Source organism: Bradyrhizobium tunisiense (assembly GCF_042263385.1).
Classification (GTDB): Bacteria; Pseudomonadota; Alphaproteobacteria; order Rhizobiales; family Xanthobacteraceae; genus Bradyrhizobium; species Bradyrhizobium tunisiense.
The window spans coordinates 86,865-108,013 of sequence record NZ_JBHLEV010000012.1 but is presented as its reverse complement, the minus strand read 5'-3'; the positions used below and the strand labels follow the sequence as shown (position 1 = coordinate 108,013).

Genomic DNA, 21,149 nt, shown 5'->3' with positions numbered 1-21,149 from the left:
TCGACGGCCTGCGGAATTGAATTCTCCCTTGTTTCTGCCATGTTCGCGCCCAACAGCAGACTCGGGACATCCTTGGGACCATCCTCGGGACATCGATTTGGGGCCCGGCCGATCGCGACCTCGCGATCGGGGGGCGCGCGTTAGGGGACAGCAATGGCAAAGCCGGCAGTGGTTGTGGTGGGCGCGGACAAGGGCGGGGTCGGCAAGACCACGGTGTCGCGGACCTTGCTTGATTATTTCTCAGCCAACAACGTGCCGACGCGCGCCTTCGACACGGAGTCGCCCCGCGGAACCCTGAAGCGCTTCCACCCTGACATCACCGAGATCGTCGACATGACGACGACGGCCGATCAGATGAAGATCTTCGATACGCTCAACGCGACGAGCCCGTCGGTCACCGTGATCGACGTCCGCGCCGGCCTGCTCTCGCCGGCGCTCGCCTCCTTGCGCGACATCGGTTTCCTCGACGCCGCCAAGGCCGGCCAAATCACCTTTGCCGTGTTCCACATCCTCGGCCCCTCGATCGCCTCGCTGGACGAGATCGCCGAGACCGCGGGCTTCATGGGCGGCGCAAAATATTTCCTGGTCAAGAACTTCATCAACGACACCCAGTTCTTCCAGTGGGACCAGGCGACTTACCAATCGTATTTCAACCGCATCAAGGACGCGACCGAGCTGACCATCCCCAAGCTCAACGAAATGGCCTATGAGCAGGTCGAGGTGTCCTCCGTCCCGTTCCTGAAATTCGTCGCCAACAAGGGCATCAACGACGAGGCAGCGAACTATTCGTTCGTTCTGCGCGGCTATGTCCGGCACTGGCTGGCCAACGTCTGGAGCGAGTTCGACCGGATCCGCCTGACCGACATCGTCGGGTCGAAATCCGCGACCCGCAACAGCGAAAAATAGTTGCGAAGCCGGGGCTGATACGGCTGGATTGGGCGGTGAGTTGGCCTGATATAGCTGTCGATGCCCGCGACACCCGTCTACATCATCTGTTCGCCCCGCCCGCAGGTAGGAAAGACCCTGCTGGCGCGGCTCCTCAGCGAATTCCTGCTGCTCAAGAACGGCAACGTCGCGGCCTTCGACGTCAATCTGAAGGAGCCGTCGCTGCTCGACTATCTGCCGAAGGTGACCGAAACGGCCGACGTGATCGACACCTACGGTAAAATGCAGCTGATGGACCGCGTCATCCTCGATGACGGCGTTGCCAAGGTGATCGACCTCGGCTTCCACGCCTTCGACGAGTTCTTCAAGATGACCGACGAGATCGGCCTGTTGAAGGAGGCCGCGCGCCGCCATGTCGCGCCTCAGATCCTGTTCGTCGCCGACACCGACCGCGTCTCGATTCGCGCCCACGAGACGCTGCGCGGGCAGATCCCGCGCATGAACCTGATCACGGTCGACAACGAACATGTCGTGCGCGGCGAGCTGCCGGCCGCGATGGCCGGCGGCCGGCTGTTCCGCCTGCCCGCGCTGCCGGGCTTCCTCAAGACGTATATCGACCGATTGAACTTCTCCTTCACCGGCTACCTGCGCCAGGAGAAGGATGCCTCGACCGAGCTGCACCAATGGACCCGGCGCAACTACCTCGCCTTTCGTGAGCTCGAGCTCAGCCTGATCCTGCAGCGCTCCTGAAGGTATTTTACCCGGGTATTATTGACAGAGGGCCGGCTCGCCGCTACTAAGTGCGCAGCAACGTCCTCAGCAAGGCTTGTCCCCCGTGAGCATCGACCGGAAAGCAGCGATCGCCGCCTACAAGGAGCGAAAGACCATCGCGGGCATCTTCGTCGTGCGCTGCGCGGCCTCAGGCGAGGCCTGGGTCGGCCAGGCGCCGAACCTGGAGACGATCCAGAACCGCATCTGGTTCTCGCTGCGCCAGGGCAGCCACACATGCCGCAGCCTCCAGGCAGCCTGGAAGGCCCATGGCGAGACCGGCCTGACCTTTGCCGAGTGCGAGCGCCTGGAGGACGAGGAGAGCGCCTATGTCAGGAACGCGCTCCTGAAGGAGCGCATGCTGCATTGGCGGGACGAGCTGAAGGCCGAGATGATCTGACCGCAGCGGCGGCTCAGTGCCCCTCGAACGTCATCAGCGTGCGCACCGGAACGTCCATGGCGCGCAGCTTGGCGGCGCCGCCGAGCTCGGGGAGGTCGATGATGAAGCAGGCGGCGACGACGTTGGCGCCGATCTGGCGCAGCAGCTTCACCGCGCCTTCCGCGGTGCCGCCGGTGGCGATGAGGTCGTCCACCAGGATGACGCGCTCGCCGGGCTGGATCGCGTCGACATGCATCTCCATCTCGTCGATACCGTATTCGAGTGAATAGGCGATGCGCACCGTCGTGTGCGGCAGCTTGCCCTTCTTGCGGATCGGCACGAAGCCGGCCGAGAGCTGATGCGCCACCGCGCCGCCGATGATGAAGCCGCGCGCCTCCATGCCCGCGACCTTGTCGATCTTGTTGCCGGCCCAGGGATTGACGAGCTCATCGACCGCGCGGCGGAACGCGCGTGCGTCCGCCAGCAGGGTCGTGATGTCGCGGAACATGATCCCTGGCTTGGGATAGTCAGGGATGGTGCGGACGCTCGCCTTGATATCATGGTCGAAGGTCATTGGTGCCTCTCAATCAACGCGCGCATCCAGCCGGAACGCATTCTCGACAATACGTAGTCCCACCTCATTGCCGAGCGACATCAGCGATTCCGGGTGGAATTGCACGCCGGCGATCGGCAGGGTCTTGTGCTCCAGCGCCATGGCGACGCCGTCCTCGGTGCTTGCGGTGACGGACAACACCTCCGGCATGCTGTCGCGCTCTACGAAGAGCGAGTGATAGCGGCCGATGACGATCTCGTTCGGCAGATTGCGCATCAGCCGTCCGCCGCGCACCTGCACCCGCGAGGGGCGGCCGTGGGCGGGATGGGTGAGCTGCCCGAGCTCGCCGCCAAAATATTCGCCGATGGCCTGCACACCGAGACAGACGCCGAACACCGGCAGCTTCTTCTCCAGCGCCGCATCGATCGTCTTCTTGATCGCGAAATCCTCGGGGCGTCCAGGACCCGGCGACAGCACCAGCAAATCCCATGTCCTCTGCTTGAGCATGTCGAGCGCATGCACATGGCGGACCACGGTGACGCTGGCGCCGACCTGGCGGAAGTAATCGGCGAGCATGTGGACGAAACTGTCGTCGTGGTCGATCAGCAGCACCTGCTTGCCCGAACCGGTCGCATCAGGCGCAAAGGTCGACAGCGGCTTCGGCGGATCGCCGCGCAGCGCCTGGAACAGCGCGGCAGCTTTCACCTGGCACTCGCGGTCTTCGGCGGCGGGATCGGAATCGAACAGGCACGTGGCGCCGACGCGCACTTCGGCAAGCCCATCCTTCATGCGGATGGTGCGGATGGTGAGACCGGTGTTGATGCTGCCGTCGAAGTTCACCGCGCCGATCGCGCCGGCATACCAGCGGCGCGGCGAACGCTCGTGATCCTCGACGAACTGCATCGCCCACAGCTTGGGCGCACCCGTTACGGTGACCGCCCAGGCATGGGTGAGGAAGGCATCGAGCGCGTCGAAGCCGGGGCGCAGCATGCCCTCGACATGATCGACGGTGTGGAACAGCTTGGAGTAGGTTTCGATCTGCCGGCGCGCCAGCACCTTGATGGTGCCGGGGACGCAGACGCGCGCCTTGTCGTTGCGGTCGACGTCGGTGCACATGTTGAGCTCGAACTCGTCCTTCTCCGAGTTCAGCAGCTGGCGAATCTGCTCGGCATCGCCGATCGCATCGCTGCCGCGCGCGATGGTGCCTGAGATCGGGCAGGTTTCGACGCGGCGCCCGTCCGAGCGCACGAACATTTCCGGCGAGGCGGAGACGAGAAACTCGCCTTCGCCGAGATTCATCAGCGCGCCATAGGGCGACGGATTGATGACGCAGAGGCGCTGGAACACTTCCGCCGGCGAGCGATCGCAAGGCTCCGCGAACAACTGCCCTGGCACCGCCTCGAACAGATCACCGCGGGCGAAGGCGGCACGCGCGGTCTCGACGGTGGCCTGATATTCGCCGGGCGCGTGATCGGCGAAGCCCTGGCGCGGCGTCTTCAGGTATGGGCTCTCGGCGGTCTCGCGCGGCAGGCCTGCGGTGGACTTGCCGTTCCAGGCGAAGTCGTAACTCAGCACGACGCCGCGGCCGGTGGCGCGGTCGTAAGCCAGCAGGCGATCGGGCACGTAGAGCACGATGTCGCGCTGGTCGCTCTCGCGTGCACGCTTCTGTACGAGGTCCTCAATCTGGAACACGAGGTCGTAGGCGAAGGCGCCGAACAGGCCGAGGAGCCCGTCTTCATTGGCGGAGAAGGCGGCGACGAGATCGCGCACCAGCGACATCACGCTGGCACGCCGGGTGCGCTGGTCCTCCTCGACCGGCGCGTCGCCGCGGATGATGTGGCCGGCCAGGCGCGAAGCGGTCTTCTCGGAGATCACCACGCAGGGTTCGCGCAGCACGTCAGTAAGGAAGGCGATCAGCACCTGCCCGCGTGCGTTCAGCGCTTCCAGCTTGAAATGGACGCCCGTGGTCTCGAGCTTGAGAGGCGGATCGGAGAAACCGAGGTCAAAACTCTCATAGCGGCCGGGCACGGTCGTGCCCGAGGACAACACCACGCCGCGGCGGTGGTCGAGCAGGTTGATCAGGTCGTCGAGCCGATTGGCACCGCCGGTAAACTGCTCGGCCACCCGCGTGATCGCAAGTCCCGCGCGGGTCACATAGTCGCTTCGAGCCGGGAGGGCAAAGACTGTCCTGTTCATGTCGTCCTCTTACGAAACTTGCCGAGGGAACGCCACACAGGACAAACGATCAGGCCGCCGCGCTGTGCTGGCGACCTCAGACGATTTGGGAAAGGAAAATCGCACCGGCCACCTCGTCAGGAGGTGCGCCACCAAAGACGGGCTGGGCGGACGGCGGTGCTCATGGCGTGGATACTCACCATGGCCGGGAAGCGGCGTCAAGGGTGGGCGGCAGCCCGGATGGAGCGTAGCGCAATCCGGGGACGCGCCACGACGAGACAGTCCCGGATTCCGGTGCGCTCCATCCGGGCTACCAGTTGGGTCAGGCCGCGCTGGTGCCGCCGAGATGATTGGCGAAGAACTTGATCGCCCGGCCCCAGGCGAGCTCGGCGGCTTCGCGGTCGTGCACGGCCTGGCGCTGCTCGTTGACGAAGGCGTGCTCGGCGTCATAGCGGAACAGCTCCAGCGACTTGCCGGCGGCCTTCATGGCCTTTTCGAAGCCATTGACCAGCTCCGGCGTGCACCAATCGTCCTTGTTGGCGAAATGGGCCTGGAGCGGAATCTTGACGTCGGCGGGCTTGGCCGCCTGCTCGGGCGGGATGCCGTAGAACACGACGCCGGCCGCAAGCTCCGGGATCTTGGTCGCGCCGATGATGGTGACGGCGCCGCCGAGGCAGAAGCCTGTCAGCCCGACCTTGGCGCCGTTGCGCGAGAGATATTGCGTGGCGCCGCGTACCGTCTGCGTGGTGGCGTCCATGAAGTCGAGCGAGTTCATTTCCTTGTTGGCGGAATCCGTGTCATGGTACGGCACCACCTTGCCCTTGTAGAGATCGGGCGCCAGCGCATCGAAGCCTGCCAGCGCGAAACGATCGCACAGGCCCTTGATCTGGTCCGACAGCCCCCACCATTCCTGGATCACGACCACGCCCGGCGCATTGCCGCGCGCGGCGTTGGCCAGATAGCCCGAGGCGTCCTTGCCGTCCGGGCGCTTGAAGGTGATGGCGGTTCCCATGGTGTCCTCCGATGAGTTTTTGGGGGAGCAGTTGAGGCTATTTTGACGGCTGGAAGCGCGAGGCGCAATCCACACTCCCGTCATTCCGGGTTCGATGCTTACCCATCGCCCTGGAATGACGGACAACAAAAAAGCCCCCATCCGGGGGCTTTTTCATTTCGTCTCGTCAGGCACAGCTCAGTGCGAGGTGGCCCAGACCTTTTTCTTGGTGAAGTACATCAGGCCGGCAAAGAGGATCAGGAACACGAAGACCTGGAAGCCGAGGCGCTTGCGCGCTTCCATGTGCGGCTCTGCGGTCCACATCAGGAACGTGGTGACGTCCTTGGCGTATTGCGCCACCGTGGCGGGCGAGCCGTCGTCGTAGGTGACCTGGCCATCGCTGATCGGCTTCGGCATCTTGATGGCATGGCCCGGGAAGTACTTGTTGTAGTAGGAGCCCTCCGGCAGGGTCACACCTTCCGGCGCCTTGTCCTCGTAACCCTGAAGCAGCGCCGACACGTAGTCCGGACCCTGCTCCTGGTATTGGGTGAAGAAGTCGATGATGAACCAGGGGAAGCCGCGCTTGTAGGAACGCGCCTTGGTGATCAGGGACAGGTCGGGCGGCGCCGCACCGCCGTTCGCGGCACGCGCTGCCTGCTCGTTCGGAAATGGCGAGGGGAAATAGTCCGCCGGCCGGCCCGCACGCTCGAACATGTCACCCGCATCGTTCGGGCCGTCCTTGACCTTGTACTCCGAAGCGAAGGCAGCCGCCTGCGCCACCGAATAGCCCGGACCGCCGGGCTCGGCGAGATTGCGGAAAGCGACGTAGGACAGGCCGTGGCAGCTGGCGCAGACTTCCTTGTAGACCTTCAGGCCACGCTGCAGCGCGCCGCGATCGAACGTACCGAAGGGGCCCGAGAACGACCATTTGTTGCCCGGAGGCTTGTCGCCGCCTTCAGCCGCTTTCGCGCTGTCGATCGAGCCCGCGAACAACGAACCGGCGAGCGCCAGCACGATCGCGGTCGAAACCATCGGCGTCGACCTGCTGCCGGTCTTGGCGAGCACCGCGTCCGAGATCGAGTTCGGAACCGGCCGCGGCTTCTCGATGCGCGCGAGCAGCGGCAGCACGATCAGGAAGTAGGCGAAATAGCAGAACGTAAGGATCCTGCCGGCGATCACGTAGATGCCCTCCGGCGGCTGTGCGCCGAGATAGCCGAGCAGGATGCAGACCGCGACGAAGATCCAGAAGAACTGCTTTGCCAGCGGACGATACTTCGACGACCTGGTCTTGGCGCTGTCGAGCCAGGGCAGGAAGCACAGGATGATGATCGCCCCGAACATTGCGATGACGCCCGCGAGCTTGTCCGGGATCGAGCGCAGGATCGCGTAGAACGGCAGGTAATACCATTCCGGCACGATGTGCGGCGGCGTCACGCCGGGGTTCGCCGGAATGTAGTTATCCGCGTCGCCGAGATAGTTCGGCATGTAGAAGATGAACCAGGCGTAGAGCAACATGAAGCAGGTGACGCCGAACATGTCCTTGATGGTGGCATGCGGCGTGAAGGGCACCGTGTCCTTTTCCGTCTTCGGCTCGACACCGTCAGGATTGTTCTGGCCGGCGACGTGCAGCGCCCAGACGTGGAGCACGACGACGCCCGCGATCACGAACGGCAACAGGTAATGCAGCGAGAAGAAGCGATTCAGCGTCGGATTGCCGACCGCATAGCCGCCCCAGAGCAGCGTCACGACGCTCTCGCCGACATAGGGAATGGCGGAGAACAGGTTGGTGATGACGGTGGCGCCCCAGAAGCTCATCTGGCCCCACGGCAGCACATAACCCATGAAGCCGGTCGCCATCATCAGGAGATAGATGATGACGCCGAGGATCCACAGCACCTCGCGCGGCTCCTTGTACGACCCGTAGTAAAGGCCGCGGAACATATGGACATAGACCGCGACGAAGAACATGGAGGCGCCGACCGCGTGCATGTTGCGGAGCAGCCAGCCGTAGTTCACGTCACGGACGATCAGCTCGACCGACTTGAAGGCGAGATCGGCATGCGGCGTGTAGTGCATCGCCAGGATCACGCCGGTCAGGATCTGCATCCCCAGCATGAAGGAGAGGATGGCGCCGAAGGTCCACCAGTAGTTCAGGTTGCGCGGGGTGGGATAGGCGACGAAGGAGGAGTGCATGAGACCAAAGATCGGCAGGCGCCGCTCGATCCATTGCAAGGCCGGATTGCTCGGCTGGTAGTCGGATGGTCCGCTCATGATGCGATCCTGAGGAAATAGTACGACGAGACGGCGCGAAGCTTCGGACGAAGGTCCGAGGCTCAGCCGATCTGGATTTTGGTGTCGGAAACGAACTGGTACGGCGGCACCGCCAAATTCGTGGGCGCGGGCCCCTGGCGGATGCGGCCGGACGTATCGTACTGCGAACCATGGCAGGGGCAGAAGAACCCGTCGTAATTGCCCTCATGAGCGATCGGGATGCAGCCGAGATGGGTGCAGATGCCGATCACGACCAGCCACTGCTCGTGGCCCGACTTGACCCGGGCCTCGTCGGTCTGCGGATCGGGCAGGCTCGCCACGTTGACGGCGCGCGCCTCGTCGATCTGCTTCTTGGTGCGGTGGCTGATGTAGATCGGCTTGCCGCGCCAGAACACCTTGAGGTCCTGGCCTTCGGCGACCGGGCTGAGATCGACCTCGATCGGCGCACCGGCGGCGATGGTCGAGGCGTCAGGATTCATTTGGGAGATGAAGGGCCAGAGCGCAGCCGCGCCCCCTACTGCTGCAGCTGCCCCGGTTGCAACGAATAAGAAATCACGGCGTGTCGGATGGTCCGCCGAAGACGCTGTCGTCACGATTCCAACCCTTTCTTCTTATGCGACCGGTGGAACCGCTCCAGGGGGCGCCCATGAGGTCCCCGGAAAGGCTGCCGGCGCCCGCGGCCCCCCGCGGCGGCAGAACTTCGCTTATCCACCTCTAAACAGGCGAAACAGCAGTCCAGAATCGTTCTATTGGCACCCTTGCCGGGCGAGCGCAAGCCCGCTATCGGCGCGGGAGCGTGCAATGCACGAATTCCCGGGCAGGCGATGTTTTATTGAGACATTTCCGCCCCGCAACCAACCGCAGCCCATGATGCAGATAGCGCTTTTCCAGCCCGACATCCCCCAGAACACCGGCACGATTCTCAGACTCTGCGCCTGCCTGGGACTGGCCGCCCATATCATTGAGCCGGCGGGGTTCCCGGTCTCCGACCGCGCGTTCCGCCGGGCGGGAATGGATTACCTCGGCCATGTCAGCATCGTCAGGCACGACTCCTGGCAGAAATTCGAGGACTGGCGCGCCTCGCACGGCTACCGCCTGCTGCTGTTCACCACCAAGGGCGCCACCGACTATCGCGATTTCCATTACCAGACGTCGGACATCCTGCTATTCGGGCGCGAGAGCGCCGGCGTCACCGACGCGGTGGTCGAGGCCGCGGATGCGCGGCTGGTGATCCCGATCACGGCGGGGCTGCGGTCGCTCAATGTCGCCATGACCGCGGCCATGGCCGCAGGCGAGGCGCTGCGGCAGATGCGAGCCCCGCAAGTCTGACAAGGTCAAGTCCGGCAAGGATGAGGAGAGACAATTGAGTTACGCGGTCAAGGAAATCTTCCTGACCCTGCAAGGCGAAGGCGCCCATGCCGGGCGCGCGTCCGTGTTCTGCCGTTTTGCCGGCTGCAATCTCTGGAGCGGGCGCGAGGCGGACCGCATGGATGCGACCTGCAAATTCTGCGACACGGATTTCGTCGGCATCGACGGCACGCTCGGCGGCCGCTACGGCTCGGCCGCCGAGCTCGCCGACACCATCGCCGCGCAATGGACGGCAACCGCCGCCAACCGTTACGTGGTGCTCACCGGCGGCGAGCCGCTGCTCCAGGTCGACGCCGCGCTGATCGAGGCGCTCCATGCCCGCGGCTTCGAGATCGGCGTCGAGACCAACGGCACGATCGAAGCGCCGGAGGGGCTCGACTGGATCTGCGTCAGCCCCAAGGGCGGCAGCGAACTGGTGCTGCGCCAGGGGCACGAGCTGAAGCTGGTCTATCCGCAGGCCCTCGCCGCGCCCGAGACTTTCGAGAACCTCGCCTTCGAGCGCTTCTCGCTGCAGCCGATGGACGGCCCCGAAGCCATCGAGAACACCGCACGTGCGATCGACTATTGCCTGCGCCATCCGCAATGGCGGCTCAGCGTGCAGACGCACAAGTCGCTCGGCATCAGATAGGACGCGACCGGGAATGCAGATGGACATGTCCACGATCGAAGACCGCAAAACCCGCGCACGCGCCTGGTTCGAAGCCTTGCGCGACGACATCTGCGCGAGCTTCGAGCGGCTCGAGGACGACGCCCCGCAGAGCCTCTATCCGGGCGAAGCAGGCCGCTTCAAGCGCACGCCGTGGCAACGCACCGACCATACCGGCGCGGCCGGCGGTGGCGGCGTGATGTCGATGATGCACGGCCGGCTGTTCGAGAAGGTCGGCGTGCACTGCTCGACCGTACATGGCGAGTTCGCGCCCGAGTTTCGGGCTCAGATCCCCGGCGCCGCGGAAGATCCAAAATTCTGGGCCTCCGGCATCTCCCTGATCGCGCATATGCGCAATCCGAACGTGCCCGCGGTGCATATGAACACCCGCTTCGTCGTCACCACCAAGGCCTGGTTCGGCGGCGGCGCCGATCTCACGCCGGTGCTGGACCGACGGCGCACGCAGGAAGATGCCGACACCATCGCCTTCCACGCCGCGATGAAGCAAGCCTGCAACCAGCACAACGGCGTTGCCGATTACGACAAGTACAGGAAATGGTGCGAGGAGTATTTCTACCTGCCGCACCGCAAGGAAGCGCGCGGCATCGGCGGCATCTTCTACGACTGGCACGACAGCGGCGACTGGGACGCCGACCTCGCCTTCACGCAGGACGTCGGCCGCGCCTTCCTGAAGATCTATCCCGAGATCGTCAGGCGCAATTTCGCGAGCGCCTGGACCGCCGCGGACCGCGAGGAGCAATTGATCCGGCGGGGCCGCTATGTCGAGTTCAACCTGCTCTACGATCGCGGCACCATCTTCGGGCTGAAGACCGGCGGCAATGTCGATTCGATCCTGTCGTCGATGCCGCCGGAGGTGAAATGGCCATGACGATGACGCCGATCTCGAAACCGTTGCCGCGCGCCATGCTGATCGACATGGACGACACCATCCTGTCCGCCTATGGCCGGCCCGAGATCGCCTGGAACACGATCGCCAGGGAATTTGCCGACGAGCTTGCGCCGCTGCCGCCCGAGCTGGTCGCAACCACGGTCCTGGCTTTCGCGCGAAACTTCTGGGCCAATGCGGAAGCCGCATGGCGGATGAAGCTCGCCGAGGCGCGGCACCTCACGGTCAAGGGCGGCTTTGCCGCGCTCGCGGCAGCCGGCCACCGCGCCCTCCCCGACGACCTCGCCATCCGCCTCGCCGACCGCTTCACGGCTTATCGCGAGGAGGAGATGTTCGTCTTCCCCGGCGCGCATGAGGCGATCGACAAGTTCAAGACGCTCGGCATCAAGCTGGCGCTGGTGACCAACGGCGCCGCCGACATGCAGCGCGCCAAGGTCGAGCGCTTCGAGCTGGCGCACCGATTCGACCACATCCAGATCGAGGGCGAGCACGGTTTCGGCAAGCCCGAGGAGCGCGCTTATCTGCACGCGATGGAAGCGCTCGGCGTCACGCCTGCGGACACCTGGATGATCGGCGACAATCTGGAATGGGAAGTCGTGACGCCGCAGCGCCTCGGCATCTATTCGATCTGGATCGACGTGCATGGCGACGGCCTGCCCGAAGGCTCGACGGTCAGACCCGACCGCATCATCCGCTCGCTGACCGAGCTGGTGCCGGACCGGCCCTGACCAAAGCAAAATATCGAAAAACAACCCCATGCACAGTAGACGGCTGTTGCAATAACAACGGCTTACGTCACGCCGAAAGCGAATTGCCGATTTTACGAAATCATTTGACCCGTCGGGCAAAACGGGCGCATGATGCCATCATCGCCGCACCCAGGACGGAACAGCCCTCGGTGACCATCGAGCGATCCCCACTCGAACCTCTGCCATAGACGCTTCGGAAGTTGACGCCAGCCGGGCACATTCGCGGGTCCCCATCCCGTGATCGGCGTGTCATGCCGGCTTGCTAGCTTCTCAAGTCAATCAACCTGAAAGGACCATCCATGGAACTGAAAGCCGGCGATATCGTCATGCTGAAATCCGGCGGGCAGCCGCTCACCGTCGCCGAAGTGAAGGGCGACGAAGTCCTCTGTCTCTGGATGGGCGTGGAAGGCGATTTGTTTCGCGAGACCCTACCGCTCGCCGTGCTCGAACAACTGGAAGAGTTGGACGAGGATGAAGAGGATGAAGAAGACGAGGAAGACGAGGAATAGGCGCGGCCGGGTCCTCATCCTGGCGGCGCGGGAACCAAACCCAAAGGCGTCGATTAGGATGTCATGATCCGCGCACCTCAATTCGCGGTTCGGGCCGGAAGCCTTGCGATGATCGCTTTCGTCGTAGCGATGACTGGCTCTGGCCCGAGCGGTGCAGACCCCTCATCTGCTTCCACAACACTTCGGAATGCCGCCGCTTTTTCGTCCATTTCAAATCAAGCGGATCGCTCGCGCGCGCTGTTCGAAGAAATCGGCAAGGTGCTCACCAATCCGCGTTGCATGAATTGCCACCCGGCCGGCGATCATCCGTTGCAGGGTGACGATAGCCACGAGCATGTACCGCCGATATGGCGTGCCGAGACCGGGCATTTCGAGGTCAATTGCTCCGGATGCCATGGCGGGAAGAACTTCTCGCTTCACGAAGCGGCCACCTATCGAAGCATTCCCGGTCATCCGCGATGGGGCTTCGCGCCACTGTCCATGGCGTGGGAAGGCAAGTCGTTGGGCGAGATCTGCCGCCAGTTGAAGGACGTCCAGCTCAATGGCGGTCGTGACCTCGCCGCGCTGCAGGAACACATCGCCAAGGATGATCTCGTCGCGTGGGGGTGGAATCCCGGCGAAGGCCGCAAGCCGGCTCCGGGCAGCCAGCAGGCGGCGGGCGAACTGGTGCAGGCCTGGATCGATAGCGGCGCCGAGTGCCCACGCTGACGCAGGCAGTTATCCGGACGTTGCGGCGCCCATAACGCGCGATGCTGAGCTCCTGGAATGTCCAATGGAACTCCCGGGAACATCGGCCGTTTCCATCCGTTCCAAAATCAGGAGACGCGCGTGAACCGCCGAGACCTTCTTCGCGCATCAGCTGCTGTTTCAGCTGCAGCCATCCTGCCACGGGCTGCAGACGCTCAGACCAGCGCCGCCGCGCCCTTCGGCCCATCCACCGTGCGCGAGCTGGCGCGGGCGCTTGCGACCAAGCCATTTGTGGCTCCGGACGAGAAGCTTCCGGATCCACTGAAGAATCTCGATTACGACCGATACCGATCCATTCGGTTCGCCCCCGAAAAGGCGCTGTGGCGTGACGAAAAATTGCCGTTCCAGGTGCAGTTCTTCCACCGCGGCTTCTTCTACAAGAACAGGGTCGACATCTTTGAGGTGGCGAACAGAAGCGTCACGCCGGTGTTGTATCGGCGCGCTGACTTTTCGTTCGGCGAAGGGCTCGGGCAATGGCCGGATGCGGACCTCGGGTTCGGCGGCTTCCGTATCCATACCCCGATCAACAAACCCGATTATTACGACGAACTTTGCGTATTCCTTGGCGCAAGCTACTTCCGGGCCGTTGCGAAAGGACAGACCTATGGCCTGTCCGCGCGGGGGCTTGCGATCGATACAGGCGAGAGCAAAGGCGAAGAGTTTCCGGTGTTCAAGGCGTTCTGGCTGGAGAAGCCGGCGCCGAACGCCTCCTCGATGGTGGTCCATGCGCTGCTCGACAGCAAGAGCGCGGCGGCCAGCTACCGCTTCACCATACGGCCGGGCCAAACCACGGTATTCGACGTCGAGATGGCCCTCTATCCGCGGGTCGACGTCGAGCACGCGGGGCTCGCGCCGATGACCAGCATGTTCTTCTTCGGTCCGAACGATCGGAAGGACTTCGATGATTTCCGCCCCGCGGTTCACGACTCGGATGGACTTTCGATCTTCAACGGCAGAGGCGAGCAGCTCTGGCGACCGCTCAACAATCCGCGCGATTTGCAGGTCAGCAGTTTTGCCGATGTCAATCCTGGCGGCTTCGGCCTCATGCAGCGGGAGAGGAATTATCTCGCTTATCAGGATCTGGAATCCAGTTTCGAGACGCGTCCAAGCCTCTGGTTCGAGCCGATCGGCGATTGGGGCGAAGGGGCGGTGAAATTGATCGAGATCCCGACCAAGGAAGAGGTCCACGACAATATCGCCGCGCTCTGGCAGCCGAAGCAGCCCCTGGCGGCAAAGAGCGAGCACATCTTTACCTATCGACTGCACTGGGGACCGGACGCGCCGAAAGCCGACGCACTTGCGCGGTTCACGCGAACAGGAATCGGCAGCCGTGGCGATGACAGCAAGCTGTTCGTCCTGGAGCTGATGGGCGACCGCCTCAAAAGCATCGATCCCAAGACCATCAAAGGCATGGTGACCGCTGAAAAAGCTGAAATCAGCAACATCGTCACGCAACCTAATCCCGCGACCGGCGGATGGCGTTTGAGCTTCCAATGCGCGGTCAAGGGGCAGGCGTCGATCGAATTGCGCGCTTTCCTCGCGCAAAACGATGCGCCGGTCTCTGAAGTCTGGATCTATCGATGGACGCCCTGAAGCACTCGCAGGCGGCGCTGCCAAGCGCCTCCGCCCGCCCGTTTCTGCCGCAGGAAAGCCCGCTGACGATGCTGCCGTGCCGGCTGGACAACGCAACCGGCGTCGGGCAGTCGCAAGCGCCGGCGAGGGCCAGCCTGACGGTTCGCCGTCTCTTCATCTTTGCCGGTACCGCCTTGCTGACGCTTGCAGGCGGCTACGGCATGTACGACGTGGTGAAAATTGGCGGTGTCACCTTTCTCGAGGCGCTGCTGCTGGGTCTGTTCTTCGTGCTGCTCGCCTGGGTCGCGTTCTCGTTCATGTCCGCGCTTGCCGGATTTTTCGTGCTGTTGACGCGCGGGCAGGTCAGCCTGCCGATCGACACGACAGGCCCGCTGCCTCGCATCACCACGCGCACCGCGATGCTGCTGCCGACCTATAACGAGGACCCCCATCATGTGATGGCCCGGCTGCGCGCAATGTATGAATCCGTCGAAGCGACCGGATATGGCCCACAGTTCGACTGGTTCTTGCTGAGCGATACGACCGACCCGGACATCTGGATCAGCGAAGAGATGGCCTTCATCCAGCTGCGCCGCGCCTGCGGCGGAGATCGGCTGTACTACCGGCATCGCTCCGACAACACCGCGCGGAAGTCCGGAAACATCGCGGACTGGGTCACCAGGTTCGGCGCGGCCTATGATCACATGATCGTCCTTGACGCTGACAGCCTCATGGAGGCTGACACGATCGTTCGTATCGTCCACGCGATGGAACACAACCCCACTTGCGCGCTGATCCAGACGCAGCCCGTCATCGTCAACGCGCGCACGCTGTTCAGCAGGCTGCAGCAATTTTCGGGACGCATGTACGGTCCGCTCATCACGGCGGGCAATGCCTGGTGGCACGGCGGCGACAGCAACTATTGGGGCCACAACGCCATCATCCGGATACAGGCCTTCGCTGCGGAGGCCGGACTGCCGGAACTGCGCGGTCGCAAACCCTTCGGAGGACACATCCTCAGCCATGATTTTGTCGAGGCCGCGTTGATGCGCCGCGCCGGCTGGGGGATCTATATGGTCCCGGCGATTCACGGCAGCTTCGAAGAGGTCCCGCCGTCATTGCTGGACTTTGCGGGGAGAGACCGTCGCTGGTGCCAGGGAAACCTGCAGCATCTCGCGGTCCTGCCGGCACGCGGGCTACACTGGGTCTCGAGGCTGCATCTGCTCACCGGCATCGGCTCCTACGTGACGGCGCCGCTCTGGCTTGTGTTCCTGTTGCTCGGTCTGCTCATCTCGCTGCAGGCGCACTTCATCCGGCCCGAATACTTTCCGAAGGGCTTCAGTTTGTTTCCGACATGGCCGCAACAGGATCCGGTGCTTGCGGCCTGGGTCTTTGCCGCGACAATGGGGCTTCTGATCCTGCCGAAGCTGCTGGCCTATCTGGTTATGATCAGCAATCGCGATGAGCGAGCCGGATTTGCAGGAAGCTGTCGTGCTCTGGCGGGTGTCGTTTGCGAGACGTTCGTGGCGGCATTGCTAGCGCCCTGCATGATGATCCTTCAGACCAAGGCCGTCGTGGAAATTCTCGCCGGCCGTGACGCGGGCTGGCAAGTGCAGCGCCGAGGCGATGGACAGCCTGCCCGCGGCGAAGTCCATCGAAAGCTCGCCGGACCGACACTGTTCGGCCTCACCCTGTCGATATGCGCCTATGCAGTCTCCTTGCCCCTGCTGCTCTGGATGTCGCCGGTGGTGCTGGGACTGCTGCTTTCAATCCCGTTGGGGATCATGACGTCTTTGCGGCTGAGCACGCCCGGGGTCTTTGCCACGCCGGAAACCAACAGCCCGCCTGCCGTGGTGCTGCGCGCGAACGAGCTTGCCGCATCAAAGCGCACTGAAATGGCCGGGGCTCTACACCAGCTCGGCCGGGACCCTGAATTGCTGGTCGAGCATCTGGGCTCGCTCTCGCCTGCCAGCCCGCGCAGATTTGGTCCCGTCGACGTGCCTCTTGCGACCGCAACCGCCAAGGTCGAGCAATGCGAAAGCCTGGAGGATGCCGCTTCCTGGCTCGACCGCTCGGAATTGCAAGCCGTTCTCGGCCATCCGACGCTGCTCAAGCACGTCCTCGAAATGCCTCCGGGCAGGCGAGAGTAGCCGTTGCGGTCAAGCCGTTATCGGGTGCCAGCTGCGGGCGTTCATTGCTCACGGCTGCCGATCGCTGCCGCACCAATTGCGTTGGACGAAAAGGCTGACTAGGACGTTCGGATGAGCATCGAATCGCCTCCGAGTTGGCCAGTTGTGGACCCGCCGCCTTTTGTGCCCGCGCCTCGTCGCCGATGGCCGTTTGCGCTCTTCGTGGCCGTTGTCTTGGCGCTGGCAGGCGCAGGGGCCGGTTACGTCTGGCTGAATCCGGGTTGTTCAGTCAGTCCGCCGGACGCGAGGATGGGGATGCCGACAGCAGATCCGGTGACAAGGCGATCATGACCGACTTGCTCGCCGCGCAACAGAAAACGGCCGACGACCTGGCAGCGGTCGACAGGGCCATCGCCGACCAGCAAGAGCAGCTGAAGGCGATCGTAAGTCAGCTTGCCAACCTCAGTTCGAAAATTGACGCACTGAAGAGCCCGGCCCCGCAGTCATCGGTCGCGCCGGCTCCGCTGACCGCGCCCGGTGTCGCGATGCCATCGGCTTCAGTGCCTCCCGTTTCGCCAGCAGCGACAGCGCGCGTCGCCCCGAAGCAAAAGAAGCCACCGCGCGCAGCGGCCCCGAGCGGTCCGATATCAATCGGGGGAGCGCCGTTAAACGCGACGCCGGATGCGACTGTGCGCTGAGCCGCGTCGTCTACGCGATCAGCTGCCTCGCCGCCGCCGAGATCATCACCAGCCCGCCGGTGATCACCGCGGCATCGAGGATCGCGGTGTGGATATGCACCGGCATCCGCTCGACGAAGGCCTTGGCGAGGAACGCGCCGGGGATCGCGATCGCGCCGATCAGCAGCGCGAAGGCGAGCACTTGCGCGGTGACGGCGCCGGCGAGACCGAACACCGAGATCTTGATGAGGCCGGTGCCGAGCGAGATCATCGCATCGGTCGCAATCACGGCGGCGCCTTCGAGGCCGGCGGCCATCAGCAGCGAGAGCAGGATCACGCCGGAGCCCGAGGTGCCGCCGACCAGCACGCCGTAGCCGACCGAGCCGGCGGCAAGACCGCCGTCGCCGATCCGCACCTGACGGCGGCGGAGCACGCGGCGCAGCGGCACGCTGAGGATCAGCATCGAACCAATCACCAGAGCCGCGCCGGCGTTGGTGAGGCGCGTATAGCCGTAGGCGCCGAGTGCGGTCGTCAGCGCCGCGCAGGCCAGCACGATCAGCGCGCGGCGTCGGTCGGCATAGCGGATATAGGCGAGTGCACGGCTCGAATTGGTGAGCATCGCGGAGATCGCGATGATCGGCACCACCGGCTCGGCGCCGACCAGGGGTACCAGCACCAGCGGCATCAGGGCGCCGGTGCCGTAGCCGGCGAGACCACCGATGATCGAAGCAAACAACGCCATCAACGCGACCAGCAGGAGCTGAAAGATCGAGATGTCGGCGAAGGCTGAGACGATGGTCACGTTCTCTCGTCGCGGCTGACGCGGGCCGCAGCTTGATCGGCGATGGCAGCGAGTGCGGCATCATCTAGGGGAAAATCCGCCGCAAGCCAAGCGTCCTCCGCGAGCGTCAGCACATGCCCGAGCCGGGGTCCTTCCGCCATTCCGCGCGCGATGAAGTCGGCGGCCTTCAGCGGAAATTTCGGCGCAGTCCAGCGCTGCGGCAGCTCGGCGAGCGCGCGCCAGCGCGTTGACGTGACGTCGCCGCCGGCCCGCGCCCATCCCAGCAACACGCGATCGTGATAGCGCTCGGGGCCGAGCCGATAGAGCAGCCGCCGCGCATTGGCCTCGTCCTTGGTGGCGAAGCGCCACCAGCGATGGCCCATCGAATCCAGCGCCTTGGTCTCGGCATTGGACAGCCGCAGGCGCGCGGCGACGCGCTTGGCATCTTCGGTCACCGCGACGGTCAGCGCGGCGAGGCGGCGCGTGCTGCTCGCGGTGAGGCGGAGCTCGCGTTCGATCGCAATCATCGTCGCCAGCGGCCCGGTATAGACGACGCCGCCGGTCAGCGTTTGCAGCAATCCGCCCTCGGCCATGGCCAGCGCGGCCGCGGATGCGCCTGATGCCACCAGCAGCTTCAGCAGCTCCATCCGCATCCGCTCGGCCGAGAGGCTGGCGAGGCCCGCGCGTCCCCGGATACAGGCGAGATAGCCGTCGCGGTCGGGCTCGCCCGCGCCGAAGGCGGCGTGGATGCGGAAGAAGCGCAGGATGCGCAAGTAATCCTCGGCGATGCGCTGATCGGGATCGCCGATGAAGCGTACGCGGCGCGCTTTCGCATCCGCGATGCCGCCGACATGATCGTAGACGATTCCTGCCGCATCGACCGACAAGCCGTTCATGGTGAAGTCGCGCCGCTCGGCATCCTTCACCCAGTCGCGGCCGAACGCGACCTTGGCCTTGCGGCCGAAAGTCTCGGTATCCTCGCGCAGCGTCGTGACTTCATAGGGATGGCTGTCGATGACCAGCGTGACGGTGCCGTGATCGATGCCGGTCGGCACGCTCTTGATGCCGGCCGCCTTGGCGCGCCGCATCACCTCCTCCGGCCGCGCCGTGGTCGCGATGTCGATGTCGCCGGGCTCGAGACCGAGCAGCGCGTTGCGCACCGCGCCGCCGACCACCCGCGCCTCCTCGCCGTCGGCGTTGAGCAGTTGCAGGACGCGCGCGGTCCCGCCTGCGGTCAGCCAGGGCGCATGGGCGAGTAAAGGCTCCGCGCTCATCAGCCGGCCCCTATTTTTCCGTGCCCGGCACCAGCCTGCCGTCCTCGATATGAGCGGGAACGTAGGTCGAATCGGGCGACGCGCCGGAGAAGTGCGCAAGGCCGATCAAGCCCGCAATGACGAGCACGATGGCAACGAGCGCGAGGCGCGCCACGACGGTGAGCGGCCAGGACGAGCGCGCGAACAGGCCGGATCGCGTCGCGGCCAGAAACAGCGCATAGACGGCAAAGGGGATGAGGAAGATTCCGATCTCGGTCAGAACCGTCCGCATCATGATGAATAGATCCGTTCATAGAGCACGCGCAGCATCCCGGCGGTCGCCCCCCAGATGTAGCGCTCCGCGAAGGGCATCGCGTAATAGGATCGCTCCATGCCGCGGAATTCCTTGCTGTGCACCTGATGGTTCACCGGGTTCATCAGGAAGGATAGCGGCACCTCGAACGCGTCATCAACCTCGGAATGGTTGATGGTGAGCTCGAAGCCCGGCCGGACTTTCGCGACCGTCGGCAGGATGCGGAAGCCGAACCCCGTCCCGTACAGATCGAGATAGCCGAGCGGCTCGACGAAGTCTCGGGACAACCCGACTTCCTCCTCGGCCTCGCGCAGCGCCGCGTCCAGCGGCGAGGAATCGGTCGCGTCGATCTTGCCGCCCGGAAAGGCGATCTGGCCGGCATGGTCGTTCAGATGGGCCGAGCGCTGCGTCAGGAGGATGGTCGGCTCGGGATGGTCGACCACCGCGATCAGGACCGCTGCGGGGCGCACCGGCTGCTCGCGCGCGATGATCTCGAGCATCTTGTCGGTGCCGGGATCGCCCGAGGCGGGGATGATGTTGGGATCGAACAGACCGGGCGGCACGTCGAAACCAAGCTTGGCCCGGGAACGCGCGAAGAAATCCGCCGCGCCGATCACGGCCGGATCGTTCTTGGGGATAGGCTTGTTCAAAGCGCGGCCCTCACCTGCTCCGCATCGGCCATGGCGAAGAATTCGCCTGATGATTCGACGCCGAACATCGGCTGGCCATCGACCATCCGCTCCTCGCCCATGTCAACCAGATCGTAATAGAGCGCCCGCGTGACCTTGGCCCAGAGATCGGCGCGGACATGCAAGTACGGCGTCAGCCCGCCGTCCCCGGCCTGCTCGAAGCGCAGCCGGTGCGCGGCATCGCAAGGGACCCAGTCGTCGACATTGGTGCGGAAGCTGAGCACGCGATGCGTTCCCTCCCCGTCCTTCAGCATCTCGACCGCCATGAATGGCGCATCATCGACGCGGATGCCGACCTTCTCGACCGGCGTGACCAGGAAATGCTTGTCGCCCTCGCGCTTCAGGATGGTCGAAAACAGCCGGACCAGCGCGGGGCGCCCGATCGGCGTCCCCATGTAGAACCAAGTACCGTCGGAGGCGATTCGGATGTCGAGATCGCCGCAAAACGGCGGATTCCACAGGTGTACCGGAGGCAGGCCCTTTTTGGCGCCTTCGGCCTTGGCAGCAGTTTGGGCCGCGGCCGTCAGCCCCTCGAGACCACGATCGGCGCTCTGCCCTTGGTTCGCCATGGTTTGCCCTGACTTTGTCCTTTGGCACGATTGGTGCAGGTCTACGTTGTACATCGGCGCTCGGTTCCACCCCGGATTAGTGCGGTGTGGCGGTCGCCACTTCGTGATGCCGTACATAACCCGAAGCCGATAAGGTGGGGATAGGTTAATTCAACGAATACATGGCCTTCCTGCAAGTCTAGCATAGGGCCCATGATCTGGCGTGATGACCTAGCGTG

At 64.3% G+C, this 21,149-nt stretch carries 22 protein-coding genes; 12 read left to right on the top strand and 10 right to left on the bottom strand.

All coding sequences use genetic code 11. The features are described 5' to 3' along the window. Positions 1 to 153: 153 nt before the first annotated feature. The 3 genes from ACFDR6_RS34005 (at position 154) to ACFDR6_RS33995 (ending at position 2,053) form a co-directional block, all read left to right on the top strand. Positions 154 to 906: a P-loop NTPase family protein gene (locus ACFDR6_RS34005; RefSeq protein WP_212089301.1), complete on the top strand. Its 753-nt coding sequence runs from the start codon at positions 154 to 156 to the stop codon at positions 904 to 906. Between the two features lie 60 nt (positions 907 to 966). Then, positions 967 to 1,635, top strand: coding sequence for a hypothetical protein (locus ACFDR6_RS34000; protein ID WP_212089299.1), 669 nt, complete (start codon positions 967 to 969; stop codon positions 1,633 to 1,635). Between the two features lie 85 nt (positions 1,636 to 1,720). Continuing rightward, a complete protein-coding gene (locus ACFDR6_RS33995) occupies positions 1,721 to 2,053 on the top strand; it encodes a GIY-YIG nuclease family protein (RefSeq protein ID WP_375861024.1) in 333 nt (110 codons plus the stop codon). Between the two features lie 13 nt (positions 2,054 to 2,066). Here the strand turns inward: ACFDR6_RS33995 and ACFDR6_RS33990 are convergent, their stop codons facing one another. From ACFDR6_RS33990 to petA, 5 genes are all read right to left on the bottom strand, one after another. Further along, positions 2,067 to 2,606: an adenine phosphoribosyltransferase gene (locus ACFDR6_RS33990; RefSeq protein ID WP_018323310.1), complete on the bottom strand. Its 540-nt coding sequence runs from the start codon at positions 2,604 to 2,606 to the stop codon at positions 2,067 to 2,069. A 9-nt stretch (positions 2,607 to 2,615) separates the two neighbouring features. Further along, positions 2,616 to 4,781, bottom strand: a complete 2,166-nt coding sequence (locus ACFDR6_RS33985) for an anthranilate synthase component I (RefSeq protein WP_375861023.1) — start codon at positions 4,779 to 4,781, stop codon at positions 2,616 to 2,618. Between the two features lie 301 nt (positions 4,782 to 5,082). Beyond that, positions 5,083 to 5,772 carry a dienelactone hydrolase family protein gene (locus tag ACFDR6_RS33980; protein WP_212089293.1) on the bottom strand — a complete coding sequence of 230 codons (690 nt, stop codon included), beginning with the start codon at positions 5,770 to 5,772 and terminating at the stop codon, positions 5,083 to 5,085. Positions 5,773 to 5,949: 177 nt separating this feature from the next. Beyond that, positions 5,950 to 8,022: a cytochrome b/c1 gene (gene fbcH / locus ACFDR6_RS33975; RefSeq protein WP_375861022.1), complete on the bottom strand. Its 2,073-nt coding sequence runs from the start codon at positions 8,020 to 8,022 to the stop codon at positions 5,950 to 5,952. A gap of 62 nt (positions 8,023 to 8,084) precedes the next feature. Next, positions 8,085 to 8,615 (bottom strand): ubiquinol-cytochrome c reductase iron-sulfur subunit, encoded by a 531-nt coding sequence (gene petA / locus ACFDR6_RS33970; RefSeq protein WP_212089289.1) that lies wholly within the window; start codon positions 8,613 to 8,615, stop codon positions 8,085 to 8,087. A gap of 277 nt (positions 8,616 to 8,892) precedes the next feature. Between petA and ACFDR6_RS33965 the strand changes: the two genes are divergently transcribed. The 9 genes from ACFDR6_RS33965 (at position 8,893) to ACFDR6_RS33925 (ending at position 17,347) form a co-directional block, all read left to right on the top strand. Continuing rightward, positions 8,893 to 9,351 (top strand): tRNA (cytidine(34)-2'-O)-methyltransferase, encoded by a 459-nt coding sequence (locus tag ACFDR6_RS33965; protein ID WP_212089287.1) that lies wholly within the window; start codon positions 8,893 to 8,895, stop codon positions 9,349 to 9,351. 34 nt (positions 9,352 to 9,385) lie between these two features. Then, the gene (queE, locus tag ACFDR6_RS33960; protein WP_212089285.1) at positions 9,386 to 10,018 is read left to right on the top strand and encodes a 7-carboxy-7-deazaguanine synthase; all 633 of its coding nucleotides are present in this window, start codon (positions 9,386 to 9,388) and stop codon (positions 10,016 to 10,018) included. Positions 10,019 to 10,037: 19 nt separating this feature from the next. Next, a complete protein-coding gene (gene hemF, locus ACFDR6_RS33955; protein ID WP_375861021.1) occupies positions 10,038 to 10,925 on the top strand; it encodes an oxygen-dependent coproporphyrinogen oxidase in 888 nt (295 codons plus the stop codon). Next, positions 10,916 to 11,671, top strand: coding sequence for an HAD family hydrolase (locus ACFDR6_RS33950; RefSeq protein WP_212089281.1), 756 nt, complete (start codon positions 10,916 to 10,918; stop codon positions 11,669 to 11,671). Before hemF ends, ACFDR6_RS33950 begins: the two co-directional genes overlap by 10 nt. A gap of 320 nt (positions 11,672 to 11,991) precedes the next feature. Then, positions 11,992 to 12,201, top strand: a complete 210-nt coding sequence (locus ACFDR6_RS33945) for a DUF2158 domain-containing protein (RefSeq protein WP_375848291.1) — start codon at positions 11,992 to 11,994, stop codon at positions 12,199 to 12,201. A 108-nt stretch (positions 12,202 to 12,309) separates the two neighbouring features. Beyond that, positions 12,310 to 12,909 (top strand): Isoquinoline 1-oxidoreductase subunit, encoded by a 600-nt coding sequence (locus tag ACFDR6_RS33940; protein ID WP_317242803.1) that lies wholly within the window; start codon positions 12,310 to 12,312, stop codon positions 12,907 to 12,909. Between the two features lie 120 nt (positions 12,910 to 13,029). Beyond that, a complete protein-coding gene (locus ACFDR6_RS33935) occupies positions 13,030 to 14,541 on the top strand; it encodes a glucan biosynthesis protein G (RefSeq protein ID WP_317242802.1) in 1,512 nt (503 codons plus the stop codon). Continuing rightward, on the top strand, positions 14,529 to 16,670 hold the full coding sequence (mdoH, locus tag ACFDR6_RS33930; RefSeq protein ID WP_375861020.1) for a glucans biosynthesis glucosyltransferase MdoH: 2,142 nt from the start codon (positions 14,529 to 14,531) through the stop codon (positions 16,668 to 16,670). The genes ACFDR6_RS33935 and mdoH overlap by 13 nt, the downstream gene beginning before the upstream one ends. 326 nt (positions 16,671 to 16,996) lie before the next feature. Continuing rightward, positions 16,997 to 17,347 carry a hypothetical protein gene (locus ACFDR6_RS33925; protein ID WP_375861019.1) on the top strand — a complete coding sequence of 117 codons (351 nt, stop codon included), beginning with the start codon at positions 16,997 to 16,999 and terminating at the stop codon, positions 17,345 to 17,347. Between the two features lie 10 nt (positions 17,348 to 17,357). Here the strand turns inward: ACFDR6_RS33925 and ACFDR6_RS33920 are convergent, their stop codons facing one another. From ACFDR6_RS33920 to ACFDR6_RS33900, 5 genes are read right to left on the bottom strand one after another with little or no spacing between them, the layout of a single operon-like run. Further along, positions 17,358 to 18,128 (bottom strand): sulfite exporter TauE/SafE family protein, encoded by a 771-nt coding sequence (locus tag ACFDR6_RS33920; RefSeq protein ID WP_212089263.1) that lies wholly within the window; start codon positions 18,126 to 18,128, stop codon positions 17,358 to 17,360. After that, the gene (locus ACFDR6_RS33915) at positions 18,125 to 19,381 is read right to left on the bottom strand and encodes a CCA tRNA nucleotidyltransferase (protein ID WP_375861018.1); all 1,257 of its coding nucleotides are present in this window, start codon (positions 19,379 to 19,381) and stop codon (positions 18,125 to 18,127) included. Before ACFDR6_RS33915 ends, ACFDR6_RS33920 begins: the two co-directional genes overlap by 4 nt. A 10-nt stretch (positions 19,382 to 19,391) precedes the next feature. Next, on the bottom strand, positions 19,392 to 19,655 hold the full coding sequence (locus ACFDR6_RS33910) for a DUF6111 family protein (RefSeq protein WP_212089259.1): 264 nt from the start codon (positions 19,653 to 19,655) through the stop codon (positions 19,392 to 19,394). Next, complete coding sequence (locus ACFDR6_RS33905; RefSeq protein ID WP_212089256.1) at positions 19,652 to 20,323, bottom strand: CoA pyrophosphatase; 672 nt, start codon at positions 20,321 to 20,323, stop codon at positions 19,652 to 19,654. The genes ACFDR6_RS33910 and ACFDR6_RS33905 overlap by 4 nt, the downstream gene beginning before the upstream one ends. After that, on the bottom strand, positions 20,320 to 20,931 hold the full coding sequence (locus ACFDR6_RS33900) for a DUF1285 domain-containing protein (protein ID WP_212089241.1): 612 nt from the start codon (positions 20,929 to 20,931) through the stop codon (positions 20,320 to 20,322). The genes ACFDR6_RS33905 and ACFDR6_RS33900 overlap by 4 nt, the downstream gene beginning before the upstream one ends. Between the last annotated feature and the right edge of the window lie 218 nt (positions 20,932 to 21,149).

Coding starts and splice junctions, on each gene's coding strand:
- ACFDR6_RS33985 (WP_375861023.1), bottom strand. CDS start 4,781: ATGAACAGGACAGTCTTTGCCCTCCCGGCTCGAAGCGACTATGTGACC.
- ACFDR6_RS33950 (WP_212089281.1), top strand. CDS start 10,916: ATGGCCATGACGATGACGCCGATCTCGAAACCGTTGCCGCGCGCCATG.
- ACFDR6_RS34005 (WP_212089301.1), top strand. CDS start 154: ATGGCAAAGCCGGCAGTGGTTGTGGTGGGCGCGGACAAGGGCGGGGTC.
- ACFDR6_RS33940 (WP_317242803.1), top strand. CDS start 12,310: ATGATCGCTTTCGTCGTAGCGATGACTGGCTCTGGCCCGAGCGGTGCA.
- fbcH (WP_375861022.1), bottom strand. CDS start 8,022: ATGAGCGGACCATCCGACTACCAGCCGAGCAATCCGGCCTTGCAATGG.
- mdoH (WP_375861020.1), top strand. CDS start 14,529: ATGGACGCCCTGAAGCACTCGCAGGCGGCGCTGCCAAGCGCCTCCGCC.
- ACFDR6_RS33965 (WP_212089287.1), top strand. CDS start 8,893: ATGCAGATAGCGCTTTTCCAGCCCGACATCCCCCAGAACACCGGCACG.
- ACFDR6_RS34000 (WP_212089299.1), top strand. CDS start 967: ATGCCCGCGACACCCGTCTACATCATCTGTTCGCCCCGCCCGCAGGTA.
- ACFDR6_RS33900 (WP_212089241.1), bottom strand. CDS start 20,931: ATGGCGAACCAAGGGCAGAGCGCCGATCGTGGTCTCGAGGGGCTGACG.
- ACFDR6_RS33945 (WP_375848291.1), top strand. CDS start 11,992: ATGGAACTGAAAGCCGGCGATATCGTCATGCTGAAATCCGGCGGGCAG.
- ACFDR6_RS33910 (WP_212089259.1), bottom strand. CDS start 19,655: ATGATGCGGACGGTTCTGACCGAGATCGGAATCTTCCTCATCCCCTTT.
- ACFDR6_RS33915 (WP_375861018.1), bottom strand. CDS start 19,381: ATGAGCGCGGAGCCTTTACTCGCCCATGCGCCCTGGCTGACCGCAGGC.
- hemF (WP_375861021.1), top strand. CDS start 10,038: ATGGACATGTCCACGATCGAAGACCGCAAAACCCGCGCACGCGCCTGG.
- ACFDR6_RS33925 (WP_375861019.1), top strand. CDS start 16,997: ATGACCGACTTGCTCGCCGCGCAACAGAAAACGGCCGACGACCTGGCA.
- ACFDR6_RS33980 (WP_212089293.1), bottom strand. CDS start 5,772: ATGGGAACCGCCATCACCTTCAAGCGCCCGGACGGCAAGGACGCCTCG.
- ACFDR6_RS33990 (WP_018323310.1), bottom strand. CDS start 2,606: ATGACCTTCGACCATGATATCAAGGCGAGCGTCCGCACCATCCCTGAC.